Source organism: Flavobacterium sp. PMTSA4 (genome assembly GCF_032098525.1).
Taxonomy (GTDB): domain Bacteria; phylum Bacteroidota; class Bacteroidia; order Flavobacteriales; family Flavobacteriaceae; genus Flavobacterium; species Flavobacterium capsici.
This window is the reverse complement of the sequence record NZ_CP134890.1, coordinates 137,126-150,374: the sequence shown is the minus strand read 5'-3', so window position 1 is coordinate 150,374 and position 13,249 is coordinate 137,126. Positions and strand designations below refer to the sequence as shown.

11 protein-coding genes are annotated in these 13,249 nt (G+C 31.8%); 7 read left to right on the top strand and 4 right to left on the bottom strand.

What is annotated here, in order from left to right; all coding sequences use genetic code 11:
• The 3 genes from RN605_RS00700 to RN605_RS00690 all read left to right on the top strand — a co-directional run bounded on the left by RN605_RS00700 (nucleotide 1) and on the right by RN605_RS00690 (nucleotide 3,864).
• The gene (locus tag RN605_RS00700; protein ID WP_313321486.1) at nucleotides 1-1,014 is read left to right on the top strand and encodes a Gfo/Idh/MocA family oxidoreductase; all 1,014 of its coding nucleotides are present in this window, start codon (nucleotides 1-3) and stop codon (nucleotides 1,012-1,014) included.
• 127 nt (nucleotides 1,015-1,141) lie between these two features.
• Nucleotides 1,142-1,492 carry a 50S ribosomal protein L19 gene (rplS, locus tag RN605_RS00695; RefSeq protein WP_313321485.1) on the top strand — a complete coding sequence of 117 codons (351 nt, stop codon included), beginning with the start codon at nucleotides 1,142-1,144 and terminating at the stop codon, nucleotides 1,490-1,492.
• Nucleotides 1,493-1,641: 149 nt separating this feature from the next.
• The gene (locus tag RN605_RS00690) at nucleotides 1,642-3,864 is read left to right on the top strand and encodes an NADP-dependent isocitrate dehydrogenase (protein ID WP_313321484.1); all 2,223 of its coding nucleotides are present in this window, start codon (nucleotides 1,642-1,644) and stop codon (nucleotides 3,862-3,864) included.
• 28 nt (nucleotides 3,865-3,892) lie between these two features.
• Here the strand turns inward: RN605_RS00690 and RN605_RS00685 are convergent, their stop codons facing one another.
• Complete coding sequence (locus tag RN605_RS00685; RefSeq protein WP_313321483.1) at nucleotides 3,893-4,570, bottom strand: hypothetical protein; 678 nt, start codon at nucleotides 4,568-4,570, stop codon at nucleotides 3,893-3,895.
• Nucleotides 4,571-4,704: 134 nt separating this feature from the next.
• On the opposite strand from RN605_RS00685, the gene RN605_RS00680 reads away from it, so the two are divergent.
• Genes RN605_RS00680 through uvrB form a run of 4 tightly spaced genes read left to right on the top strand, consistent with a single transcriptional unit; the run spans nucleotide 4,705 to nucleotide 10,567 of the window.
• A complete protein-coding gene (locus tag RN605_RS00680) occupies nucleotides 4,705-7,077 on the top strand; it encodes a TonB-dependent receptor (protein ID WP_313321482.1) in 2,373 nt (790 codons plus the stop codon).
• Between the two features lie 3 nt (nucleotides 7,078-7,080).
• Entirely contained in the window at nucleotides 7,081-7,899 is an 819-nt protein-coding gene (locus RN605_RS00675) for a DUF4249 family protein (protein WP_313321481.1), read from the top strand.
• Nucleotides 7,899-8,561 (top strand): thiamine diphosphokinase, encoded by a 663-nt coding sequence (locus tag RN605_RS00670; RefSeq protein ID WP_313321480.1) that lies wholly within the window; start codon nucleotides 7,899-7,901, stop codon nucleotides 8,559-8,561. The genes RN605_RS00675 and RN605_RS00670 overlap by 1 nt, the downstream gene beginning before the upstream one ends.
• Before the next feature lie 17 nt (nucleotides 8,562-8,578).
• On the top strand, nucleotides 8,579-10,567 hold the full coding sequence (uvrB, locus tag RN605_RS00665; RefSeq protein ID WP_313321479.1) for an excinuclease ABC subunit UvrB: 1,989 nt from the start codon (nucleotides 8,579-8,581) through the stop codon (nucleotides 10,565-10,567).
• 329 nt (nucleotides 10,568-10,896) lie between these two features.
• Here uvrB and RN605_RS00660 read toward each other — a convergent pair whose 3' ends face one another.
• The 3 genes from RN605_RS00660 to gap all read right to left on the bottom strand — a co-directional run bounded on the left by RN605_RS00660 (nucleotide 10,897) and on the right by gap (nucleotide 13,249).
• A complete protein-coding gene (locus RN605_RS00660) occupies nucleotides 10,897-11,271 on the bottom strand; it encodes a methylglyoxal synthase (RefSeq protein WP_313321478.1) in 375 nt (124 codons plus the stop codon).
• Nucleotides 11,272-11,323: 52 nt separating this feature from the next.
• Nucleotides 11,324-12,175, bottom strand: coding sequence for a BadF/BadG/BcrA/BcrD ATPase family protein (locus tag RN605_RS00655; RefSeq protein ID WP_313321477.1), 852 nt, complete (start codon nucleotides 12,173-12,175; stop codon nucleotides 11,324-11,326).
• Nucleotides 12,176-12,241: 66 nt separating this feature from the next.
• Nucleotides 12,242-13,249 (bottom strand): type I glyceraldehyde-3-phosphate dehydrogenase, encoded by a 1,008-nt coding sequence (gap, locus tag RN605_RS00650; RefSeq protein ID WP_313321476.1) that lies wholly within the window; start codon nucleotides 13,247-13,249, stop codon nucleotides 12,242-12,244.

Genomic DNA, 13,249 nt, shown 5'->3' with positions numbered 1-13,249 from the left:
ATGGCAGAAAAACCAATTGTCACAGCACTTTTAGCCTATGGAATGTCAGGAAAAGTTTTTCATGCGCCATTTTTTAAAGTTCATAAAGGATTTGATTTATATGCTGTTTTAGAAAGAAATGAACAAAAAGCATCTTTAGATTATCCTGAAATAAAAAGTTACTCATCAATTTCAGATTTACTTTCGGATGAATCAATAGAATTAGTTGTAGTTAATACTCCAAATGATACTCATTTTGAATATGCAAAAAAAGCCTTAGAAGCCAAAAAACATGTTCTAATTGAAAAACCCGTTACTTCAACACCAGAGGAATTTGAAACATTATTATCTATTGCAAAAAATGTCAGTAGAAAAGTATTTGTTTACCAAAATAGACGCTGGAGTAGCGATATTATGTCTACAAAATCAATTATAGAAAGTGGAAAATTAGGTGAAATTATAGAAATGCATCTAAGATTTGACAGATATCGACCATCAATAGGCGTAAAAGCATTTAAAGAAAATCCTATTCCAAGCAGCGGAATTTGGTATGATTTAGGTTCGCATTTAGTTGACCAAGCAATTTCCATTTTTGGAAAACCTGAAAAGCATTATCGTTATAAAAACAGCTACAGAATAAATTCTCAAGTTGATGATTTTGCTTTTATGCATATTATTTTCCTAAAGAAAGTCAATGTTTTTATCACAACAAGTTTGTTAGTTATTGATGCACAACCTGGAATAGTTGTTCATGGAACGAAAGGAACTTTTGTAAAAGAATTTTGCGACGAACAAGAAAATCATCTTATTGATGGGATGAAACCTGATGATTCTGAATTTGGAAAAGAAAAGGAAAATAAAGAAGGAAAGTTGACTTATGTAAATGAAAATAATGAAACTGTAACCGAAACCATTCCTTCAATAAAAGGAAACTTCTATGAGTTATTTGAAAACCTTTATGAATCAATCAGGAATGACAAACCATTTTCAGTTACTGACGAACAAATAATTGACCAATTAAAGCTATTGGTTTAGCACTAAAAAAATTCTTAATTATCAATTGTCAATTACTAATTATTTTTTATATTTGCACCCACATTTGACTAACCTCTGGCGAAATGCGTGAATGTTACTCAGATTTAAACCATAATTAGTAATCAAAATGGCAAATTTAGTAGATTTCGTTAATAACGAATTGTCAACAAAGAAAGATTTCCCTGAATTCGCAGCTGGTGATACAATCACAGTATACTACGAAATTAAAGAAGGTGAAAAAACAAGAACTCAGTTTTTTAAAGGAGTTGTTATTCAAAGAAAAGGTTCAGGAATGACTGAAACTTTTACTATCCGCAAAATGTCTGGTGCTGTTGGTGTAGAGCGTATCTTCCCAGTTAACATGCCAGCTTTACAAAAAGTGGAAGTGAATCAAAGAGGTAAAGTTCGTAGAGCTCGTATTTACTACTTCAGAGAACTTACTGGTAAAAAAGCAAAAATTAAAGAAAGAAGAAGATAATCACTTTTTCATTCTAAAGTATAAAAGAGTTTCAGCAAATGTTGAAACTCTTTTTTTATTCGTGCTATACTATATTCTAGTTTTAAAATAGTTTCTAATTCTATATATTTGCCAAAATGTAAATTTAAGAAACACTTTATACAACAACTATGTCTGACAAAGCAAAAATCATTTATACGATTACTGATGAAGCGCCAATGCTTGCAACACATTCTTTTTTACCGATTGTTAAAGCATTTTCAAAACCCGCAAACATTTCAATTGAAACCAGAGACATTTCTTTAGCTGGAAGAATTTTGGCAAATTTTCCAGAATATCTAAAAGATGAACAAAAAATAGATGATGCTTTGACTGAGTTAGGACAATTAGCTACAGAACCTGAAGCAAACATTATTAAATTACCAAATATTTCTGCATCAGTGCCTCAATTAAAAGAAGCAATAGCAGAATTACAATCACAAGGTTATAATGTTCCAAATTTTCCAGAAGATGCAAAAACGGATGAAGAAAAAAACATTAAGGCAAAATATGCTAAAGTTTTAGGTTCAGCTGTTAATCCAGTTTTACGTGAAGGCAACTCAGACAGACGTGCACCAAAAGCAGTGAAAAATTATGCAAAAGCACATCCACATTCTATGGGAAAATGGACATCTGATTCAAAAACTCATGTTGCTCATATGGAAAGTGGAGATTTTTATGGAACTGAAAAATCAGTAACCATTAAAAATGCTGGAAGTTTCTCTATTGAATTTACAGATGAAAATGGAAACTCAAAAGTTTTAAAATCTACTTCTCCACTAAAAGCAGGAGAAATTATTGATAGTTCAGTAATGAATTTAAACAAATTAAAAGTTTTTATTGCTGAACAAGTAAAAGATGCAAAAGAAAAAGGAGTATTATTTTCTGTGCATTTGAAAGCTACCATGATGAAAATTTCTGATCCTTTACTTTTTGGAGCATTTGTTGAAGTTTATTTTAAAGATGTTTTTTCAAAATATGCCGATTTGTTCAAAGAATTAGGCGTTGACACAAAGAATGGATTAGGTGATGTTTATGCTAAAATTCAAGGTCATCCAAAACAAGCTGATGTAGAAGCTGATTTAGCAAAAGCAATCGAAAATGGTCCAGCTTTAGCGATGGTAAATTCAGATAAAGGAATTACAAATCTTCATGTTCCATCTGATGTAATTATTGATGCATCAATGCCTGCGATGATTAGAAATTCTGGTCAAATGTGGAATGCAGAAGGAAAATCACAAGACACTAAAGCAATCATTCCAGATAGATGTTATGCTGGTTTATATCAAGCTACAATTGATTTTTGTAAAAAGAATGGCGCATTAGACCCAAAAACTATGGGAAGTGTTCCAAATGTAGGTTTGATGGCTCAAAAAGCTGAAGAATATGGTTCTCACGATAAAACATTCCAACTTTCAACTAATGGAACTGTAAAAGTAAAAGATGAAAACGGTAATATTTTAATGGAACAAAAAGTGGAAGCTGGAGATATTTTCAGAATGTGTCAAACAAAAGACGCTCCAATTCAGGATTGGGTAAAACTAGCCGTAAACAGAGCTAAAGCAACTGGTGATCCAGCAGTATTTTGGTTAGATGAAAATCGCGCTCATGACAGACAACTAATAGAAAAAGTAAATACCTATTTAAAAGATTATGACACAAATGGATTGGATATTCGTATAATGAATCCTATTGATGCTACTAATTTTTCATTAGAAAGAATTGTTAAAGGATTAGATACAATTTCAGTAACCGGAAATGTTTTACGTGATTATTTAACTGATTTATTCCCAATTTTAGAAGTTGGTACTTCAGCAAAAATGCTCTCTATCGTTCCTTTAATGAATGGTGGTGGATTGTTTGAAACTGGTGCTGGAGGTTCAGCTCCAAAACACATTGAACAATTTATTGAAGAAGGATATTTACGCTGGGATTCGTTAGGAGAATTTTTAGCGCTTGGTGTTTCTTACGAACATTTGGCAAATGTATTTCATAATGAAAAAGCTCAAGTTTTATCAGAAACATTAGACCAAGCAACTGAGAAGTTCTTAGAAAACGATAAATCGCCAGCAAGAAAAATTGGAAGTATCGATAATCGTGGTTCACACTTTTATTTAGCTTTATATTGGGCACAAGCTTTAGCAAACCAAAATAAAGATTCTGAATTAAAAGCAACCTTTACTCCTATTGCTGAAGCATTAACTGCCAATGAAACTAAGATTAATCAGGAATTAATTGATTCTCAAGGAAAACCTCAAAATATTGGTGGTTATTACCATCCTAATTTTGAATTAACAGATAAAGCAATGCGACCAAGCGAAACTTTAAATTCAATCTTAGCAAAGTTAAACTAACAAAAAAGCGACCAATTGGTCGCTTTTTTTATTTCTTTTCTTCCAAAATCCCATCTTCTTTTAGAATAATTAGCTTAGCTTTTCCTCCAGTAGTTAAATTCCATTTGTTATTTGTAATTATACCTTTTTTAGCATCATACATGGTAAACTGGGCTGTGTTTGGTCCTGATTCACCTTGATTTAAAGCTTCTATCTCAATTTTATTTATTCCTTCGTTTAATTCTAAATAAACTTCTTTAAAATCAACATCCAACAACATTGAATTAACTACAATTTTATCATTCAGCCAAATTCTAACTAAATCTCCGTCTGGGTATTCGTGGTCACGACAAGCAATACTTATTGTTTTTGTACCTACTTTAAACTGACCTAAAAAATTATCGCTCTTATATTTTTCATCAAACACTCCATCCTTTTTCTTGTTCATTCTATCAGTGTATTCTTTGGATTGACTCTCAAATTGTTCATTTTCCAAAACACTTTTTGTTTCTTCTTCTTTTTTATTCAACAAAGAAACACCATCCAACAGTTTATCTTTTTTATCAAAAATGCTAGGATAGCTAATCGACTTTGATGAAGTTGGAGCAATTTCGCCAGTAGGATTTGAAACAGGAGCAATTTTTAATGTTTTCTTAGGTAATTCAATTTGTGAAAAACCTTGAAAGCAAATAAACAAGATAATAATTAAAGCACGGACTGCTTTCATAAAATGATTTTTTATTTTGTAAAAGTATTTAAAATACTGAAAATTAAAAGTTTTAATTAACCAAACATTAACAACTGATTACTAGTATTTGGTTAATTTTATTAAGATTTTTGCATAAACAACCTACCAATTCTATGCCAAAAAAATTAATATACTTCATATTGCTGCTTTTAGTAACTTCAATTGTTTTTTCTCAAGAAAAAGTTACTTTAAGTGGAATCGTTTCAGATGTAAAAAATAAGGAAACTTTAATCGGTGTTTCAATATATGTAGACGAAACTAAAACTGGAATTTCTACTAACGAATACGGTTTCTACTCTATAACCTTACCAAAAGGAGATTACACACTTATTTTAAGTTATATTGGCTATCAAAACATACAAGAAAAAATAAGTTTGATACAAGATACAAAAAAGAATTTTTTGCTTTCGCAAAGTAGTCAGCTTTTAGAAGAAGTCATTATTACTGACAATGTAAAAAAAGTTAATATTCGAAAACCTGAAATGAGTGTCAACAAGCTTTCTATTCAAGAAATAAAAGAAATGCCTGTTATTCTTGGAGAAGTAGACATCATCAAATCTATTCTAACATTACCCGGTGTAACGAATGCAGGTGAAGGTCAATCGGGTTTTAATGTTCGCGGTGGTGCAGCTGATCAAAATTTAATTCAATTAGACGAAGCAACTATTTATAATTCTTCTCATTTATTTGGACTTTTTTCTGTTTTTAATCCTGATGCTATAAAAGATTTAAAACTTTATAAAGGTGGAATTCCAGCGCGATACGGCGGAAGATTATCTTCTGTTTTGGATATTTATCAAAAAGAAGGAAACAAAGAAAGTTTTCACATGAATGGCGGAATTGGATTAATTTCAAGCCGATTATTAGCCGAAGGTCCAATAAAAAAAGGAAAAGGTTCTTTTGTTGTTGCTGGTCGTGGAACGTATGCTCATTTATTTTTAAAACTATTCAACAATCCAAATTCGGCCTATTTTTATGATTTGAACACCAAATTGAGTTATAACATTAACAAAAACAATAACATTTATCTTTCAGGATATTTTGGTCGAGATGTTTTTACTTTAAATGATAGTTTCAAAAATACGTATGGAAATGCAGTCTTTAATTTCCGTTGGAATCATTTGTATTCCGATAAATTATTTTCAAATCTTTCATTAATTTATTCTGATTATTATTATGGATTAACGCTTGATTTTATTGGGTTTAATTGGGATAGTGGAATTAAAAATTACAATATAAAATATGATTTCAAACATTATGTAAGCGATAAACTAAAATTAACTTACGGAATTCATAGTAATTACTACGATTTCAATCCAGGAAAAATTGAACCAACAAGTGAAGATTCTGGAATTAATCCTGACCAATTGGATAAAAAATATGCATTAGAAAATGCAGTTTACTTTGATGTAGAACAAGATTTATCAAAAAAAATAACGGTTAGTTATGGTTTTAGATTGAGTAATTTTTTACGATTAGGTCAACAAACATTGAATGTTTACGAAAACAATCAACCGGTTTTATTCAATTCTAACTTCCAGATTTATGAAAGCGCTGAACCAATTGGAACTGTTTCTTATGGAAAAAACCAAACCATTGCACATTTTGAGAATTTTGAACCACGATTTGCAATTTCATATGCTTTGAGTGATTATAAATCCATTAAAGCGAGCTATAACAGAATGTCGCAATATTTACATTTAATTTCAAACACTCAATCACCAACTCCTTTAGATGTTTGGGCGCCAAGTGACACTTATTTGAAACCACAATTACTGGACCAAGTAGCATTAGGTTATTTTCAAAATTTTAAAGAAGACGAATATTCTTTGGAAGTAGAAACTTTTTATAAAAAAATAAAAAATCGGGTTGATTATATTGATGGTGCGAATTTGATTGCCAACGAAGCCATCGAACGAGTTATTCTTAACGGAAAAGCAAGAGCTTATGGATTGGAAGTATATTTCAGAAAAAATACTGGTCGATTTACAGGTTGGGTTTCGTATACTTTATCAAGAACTGAGCAACAAGTAGCAGGAAGAACACCTTTAGAAACAGGAATTAACAATGGTAACTGGTATAAAACTGGTTTTGATAAAACTCATAATTTAGCCGTAGTTAGTAGTTATAAACTCAATGAAAAATGGCGATTTGGTGGCACATTAACATTACAAACTGGTCAACCTGTAACTTTTCCGAATGGACAATATCAATACGAAGGAATTACAGTTCCGAGTTACAGCACCAGAAACGAAAATAATTTACCAGCATATCATCGAATTGATGTTTCGGCAACATTAACTCCGAGAAAAAATAAAGGTCGAAAATGGCAATCAGAATGGGTATTTGGAATATATAATTTGTACAATAGACAAAATGCTGCATCCATAACTTTCAGGCAAAATGATGAAACAGCAAGAAACGAAGCCATCCGACTATCTATTTTTGGTATTGTTCCAAGTGCTACTTATAACATTAAATTTTAAATCATGAAAACATCAAAATATATTCTAATTTTAATCACATTTCTTTTAATTTCATGCGAAAAAGTAATTGACGTTGGTTTAGAAACAGCTGAACCAAGATTAGTAATTGAAGCATCTATAAACTGGGTAATTGGAACTGATGGAAATGAACAAAAAGTGAGACTTTCAACCACTACCGATTATTTTTCAAATACAATTCCGCCTGTTACTGATGCAGTTGTTTATATTACCAATAGTAGCAATCTGCAATTTGATTTTGTTCAAGATACTGAACCTGGAATATATAAATGTTCTAATTTTATTCCTGTTTTAGATGAAACTTATACTTTAACTGTTATTTATCAAGGTGAAATCTATACAGCTTCCGAAAAACTATTGAACACACCAATTGTAAAAAGAGTAGAACAAAACAATGATGGCGGAATTTTGGGCAACGAAATTGAAGTAAAATTCTTTTTTGATGATTTGCCTAATGAAACCAATCATTATTTTTTAAGAATTGATGATCCTTATAAAGTAATTCCAGAATATGGAGTTCTTGAAGACCGATTTTTTCAAAATAATGAAATGTTCGGATTGTATTTTAGCGAAGATTTAAAAAATGGTGATACGTTGAAGTTTACCAATAATGGTATTACTTTAAACTATTATAACTACATGAATATTTTGCTTTCGCAAGCTGGTGGTGGAAATGCCGGACCATTTTCTACTCCAACTTCAACAATTCGTGGAAACATTATTAATCAAACCAATTTTGATAACTTTGCTTTAGGTTACTTTAGATTAAGCAAAACCGAAATCAAAGAATATATTATAGAATAATGTCATCACACCATATCGTTCGAGACGACCAAGAACCAGCTTTAATTATTGCCAATGGCGCAAGTTGTAGCAATGAATTATTAGGGCAATTGCTAGAATGGTCACCATTCGTAATCGTTTTAGACTCAGCTATTGATAGAGTTTTAGATTTGAATATAAAAGTTGACGTTTTATTGGGCGATTTTGACAGAGATTTTGATGCAGAAAAAGTAAAAGAAAAGCAATATCCAATTGAAATTGTCCATACGCCAAATCAAGACAAAACCGATTTAGAAAAAGCTTTCGATTATCTTATTGAAAAAGGACACAAAGCTGTAAACGTTATTTGGGCAACGGGAAAACGTGCCGACCATACCATTACAAACATCACAAATATTATTGCTTACAGAAATCAACTGAAAATTGTAATTCTAGATGACCATTCAAAAGTATTTTTGTTGCCCAACAAATATGAAAAATGGTATACCGCGAACACCATAATTTCCTTAATTCCTATTGGAAAAGTAACTGGAATAACTACTCTAAATCTTTTCTATTCCTTAAATAATGAAGATTTAACTATTGGTTATCGAACCGGAAGCAGTAATCATGTAACCAACGATGGAATTGTTAAAATCGAACACAAAGATGGCGATTTGTTGTTAATGGAATGTTGGGATTAACTTTGTAACTTTGTATTATGAAATTCCAAGTCGTATCCGATTACAAACCTACTGGCGATCAACCGCAAGCTATTGAAAAACTTACCAATGGAATTCTCAATGGTGAAAAATACCAAACATTACTTGGTGTTACAGGTTCGGGTAAAACTTTTACAGTTGCAAATATCATTCAAAATGTAGAAAAACCTACTTTAGTTTTGGCGCATAACAAAACGTTAGCGGCACAATTATATTCTGAATTCAAACAGTTTTTTCCAAATAATTCCGTTCAATATTTTGTTTCTTATTACGATTATTATCAGCCTGAAGCTTTTATTCCAGTAACTGGAACGTATATAGAAAAAGATTTATCGATTAATGAAGAACTAGAAAAATTACGTTTAAGCACAACTTCAGCTTTACTTTCTGGTCGTAGAGATATTGTTGTTATTTCTTCGGTTTCGTGTTTATATGGTATCGGAAATCCAGTTGAATTTCAAAAAAATGTAGTTTCAATTGAGAAAGGCGAAGTCATTTCTCGAACCAAATTATTACATCGATTGGTACAAAGTTTATATTCAAGAACCGAAGCTGAGTTTACACCTGGAACGTTTAGAATTAAAGGTGATACGGTTGATGTTTTTCCAAGTTATGCTGATGAACCTTTTCGCATCCATTTTTTTGGTGATGAAATTGAAGAAATTGAAGCTTTTGATGCGAGTTCTTCCAAAGTAATTGAACGCTATGAAAAACTGAATATCTATCCTGCGAACATGTTTGTGACTTCGCCAGATGTTTTAAATGCAGCCATTTGGGATATTCAACAAGATTTGGTAAAACAAGTTGATTATTTCAAAGAAATTGGTAAACATTTAGAAGCAAAACGATTGGAAGAACGAACCAATTTTGATTTAGAAATGATAAAAGAATTGGGATATTGTTCTGGAATCGAAAATTACTCACGCTATTTAGACCGAAGACAACCAGGAACACGTCCGTTCTGTTTGCTCGATTATTTTCCAGAAGATTATTTAATGGTTGTTGACGAAAGTCACGTTACGATTTCACAGGTTCATGCTATGTATGGTGGCGACAGAAGCCGAAAAGAAAATTTGGTAGAATATGGTTTCCGACTTCCTGCCGCAATGGACAATCGTCCATTGAAATTTGAAGAATTTGAATCGATGCAAAATCAGGTTTTGTATGTTTCAGCAACTCCGGCCGATTATGAATTGGAAAAATCGGAAGGAATTTATGTAGAACAGGTAATTCGTCCAACAGGTTTATTGGATCCAATTATTGAAGTGCGACCAAGTTTAAATCAAATTGATGATTTAATCGAAGAAATTCAAGTACGATGTGAAGCTGATGAACGTGTTTTAGTAACTACTTTGACCAAAAGAATGGCAGAAGAATTGACCAAATATTTAACCAAAGTTTCCATTCGTTGTCGATACATTCATTCGGATGTGGATACTTTGGAACGTGTAGAAATCATGCAAGATTTGCGTAAAGGTTTGTTTGATGTATTGATTGGTGTTAACCTTTTGCGTGAAGGTTTGGATTTACCCGAAGTTTCATTAGTTGCCATTCTTGACGCAGACAAAGAAGGTTTTTTGCGAAGTCATCGTTCATTAACGCAAACTGTTGGTCGTGCTGCGCGAAATGTGAATGGTAAAGCCATTATGTATGCTGATAAAATCACTAACAGCATGCAAAAAACCATAGACGAAACCAATTACCGTCGAGAAAAACAAATAAAATACAACACCGATAATAATATCGTTCCAAAGGCGTTAAACAAAAGTTTAGGCAATGCATTGAGTGGAAACTCTATTTCTACGGCTTACTATGAAGAAAAAACTTTTAAAGCTGCCGAACCCGAAAATTTATATTTATCAAAACCCGAAATAGAGAAAAAAATCCGCGACCTTCGAAAAGCAATGGAAAAAGCAGCCAAAGATTTAGACTTTATTCAAGCTGCCAAGTTTAGAGATGAGATTCAGGTTTTGCAGGAGAAAATTTAACACATTAACCACTTAAAAAAAGAACCGACCACCTTAAAAAAGTTTAAACCACTCACAAAAAGTTCAAACCACACACAAAAAGTTCAAATCACTTAATCCAACATTAAAAACGAGGCTTTTTACTTCGACGACGAGGTTATTTACTTCAAAAGCGAGGTTCTGAACCTGAACAGTGAGGTTATTTTTCTCAACGGTGAAGATATTTACTTTAACATCGAGGTTTTGAACCTGACTGACGAGGTTATTAACTTCAACGATGAAGTTCTGAACTCGGCTAGCGAAGTTAATTACTTGAAAGACGAAGTTATTTTCCTTAATGATGAAGTTATTTACTTCAAATCATCCAATCCTAATAATAAAAGTTGAGCTGTGGCTTCATTAGTTGCTAAAGGAACATTGTGCACATCACAAATTCTGATTAACATCGAAATGTCAGGTTCGTGCGGATGACTCGAATTTGGGTCTTTAAAAAACAATACCATTTTGCATTTTCCTTCGGCAACACGAGCAGCAATTTGAGCATCTCCGCCTTGCGGACCAGAAAGGTATTTTTTAACTTTAATACCAACGGCTTCTACTTTTGAACCTGTTGTTCCAGTGGCAATAAGCTTGATATTTTCTTTATGCAAAAGATGTTTGTTTTTATTGATAAACTGAACCATGTCAGCCTTCTTTCCATCGTGTGCTATTATTGCTATTTCCATGAAGTTGTTTTTGTAAAAATAAAAAAACCACTTTAAAAAAGTGGTTTTAAATTTAATTATTTAATACATGATACGCTATCAAACCATCTATTGGTCTGCGTAAAACGTTACCAATTTTTATATCATATTTGTTTAATATTTCGGTCAATTCATCTTTTAAATAAAAAGCAATTGAACCTACAAAATGAACTGGAACGTCTTTGTAATTATCATATTGCATGATATAATTTTTAGTAAAAGACTTCAATTCTTTTTTAATTATTTTTCTACAAAACTCATCATCTTTGTGTTTGATTATAAATTTTGCAAAAGTCGCTAAATACGCATTTGGATTTGGCTCTTTATACAAATTGGCTTTAACATAATCTGCATCAATATTGTATTCTTCTTCAAATTCGAGCGCCATTTCTTTAGGCATTTTATTAAAAAAATAACCTCTAAGTAAATGTCTTCCAAAACGATTTCCAGAACCATCATCCATTGCTATATATCCTAATGATTGCACTTTTTGATGTAAAACTTCGCCATCAAAATAACTGCAATTTGAACCTGTTCCTAAAATACAAACAATTGCTTTTTCGTTTTTTGGAGTAGTGGCAAAAACCGCTGCATAAGTATCTTCGTAAACTTCTACTTTTGCATTAGAAAAATATTCTTCAAAAACATTGGCTAAGAATGTTTTCATTCTATCTGTTCCACAACCTGCTCCATAAAAATATAAACTAGTTGCTTTGTTTTTATTGTGAGATATATCAAATTTGTCTTCAAGACGTTCGATTATTTCTTCTTTTTCAAGCACTTCCGGATTCAAACCTAACGTTTGAGTAGTAAAAAGTACTTTACCATTTTCGTCAATGGCAATCCAATCGGCTTTGGTTGAACCGCTATCTACAAGTAGTTTCATAAATTTTTGGCTTTATAGAAAATAAAAATCCTAATTTCTAAAATGAAATCAGGATTTTTAAATAAATTATACTTTTGAAATGTGTACTGCTAAATCAATTAATTTACTTGAGTATCCATATTCATTATCATACCATGAAACTAGTTTGAAAAATGTTGAATTTAAACCAATTCCGGCTTTAGCATCAACAACTGAAGTTCTAGAATCACCTACAAAATCTTGAGAAACAACATCATCTTCAGTAAATCCTAAAATTCCTTTCATTTCATTTTCTGAAGCGTTTTTCAATACTGACATAATTTCTTCATATGAAGTTTCTTTTGATAACTTAACTGTTAAGTCAACTACTGAAACATCAACCGTTGGTACACGGAAAGACATTCCTGTTAATTTTCCGTTCAATGAAGGAATTACTTTCCCTACAGCTTTTGCAGCACCTGTAGAAGAAGGAATAATATTTACACTAGCAGCACGACCACCACGCCAGTCTTTTCTTGATGGTCCATCTGCAGTCATTTGTGTAGATGTTGTAGCGTGAACTGTAGTCATTAAACCTTCAACAATTCCAAAATTATCATGAATTACTTTGGCTAAAGGTGCTAAACAATTAGTAGTACAAGAAGCATTAGAAACTACTAAATCAGTAGGTTTAACTGTTTCATGATTTACACCCATAACAAACATTGGCGCATCAGCAGAAGGAGCCGAAATAATTACTTTTTTTGCTCCACCAGTAATATGTGCGCTTGCAGTTTCTACAGTTGTGAAGAAACCAGTACATTCTGCAACAATATCAACATCTACGTCTTTATCATCCCATTGAATTAATTTTGGATCTCTTTCAGCAGTTACTCTTATGAATTTATCATTTACATATAACTTTCCATCTTTTACTTCTACTTTTCCATTAAATCTTCCATGAACTGAATCATATTTTAATAAGTAAGCTAAATGTTCAACATCTAACAAATCATTTATTGCTACTACTTCAACATTATCTCTGTTCATTGATTCTCTGAAAACTATTCTTCCAATTCTTCCAAACCCGTTAATTCCTAATTTTACTTTTGACAT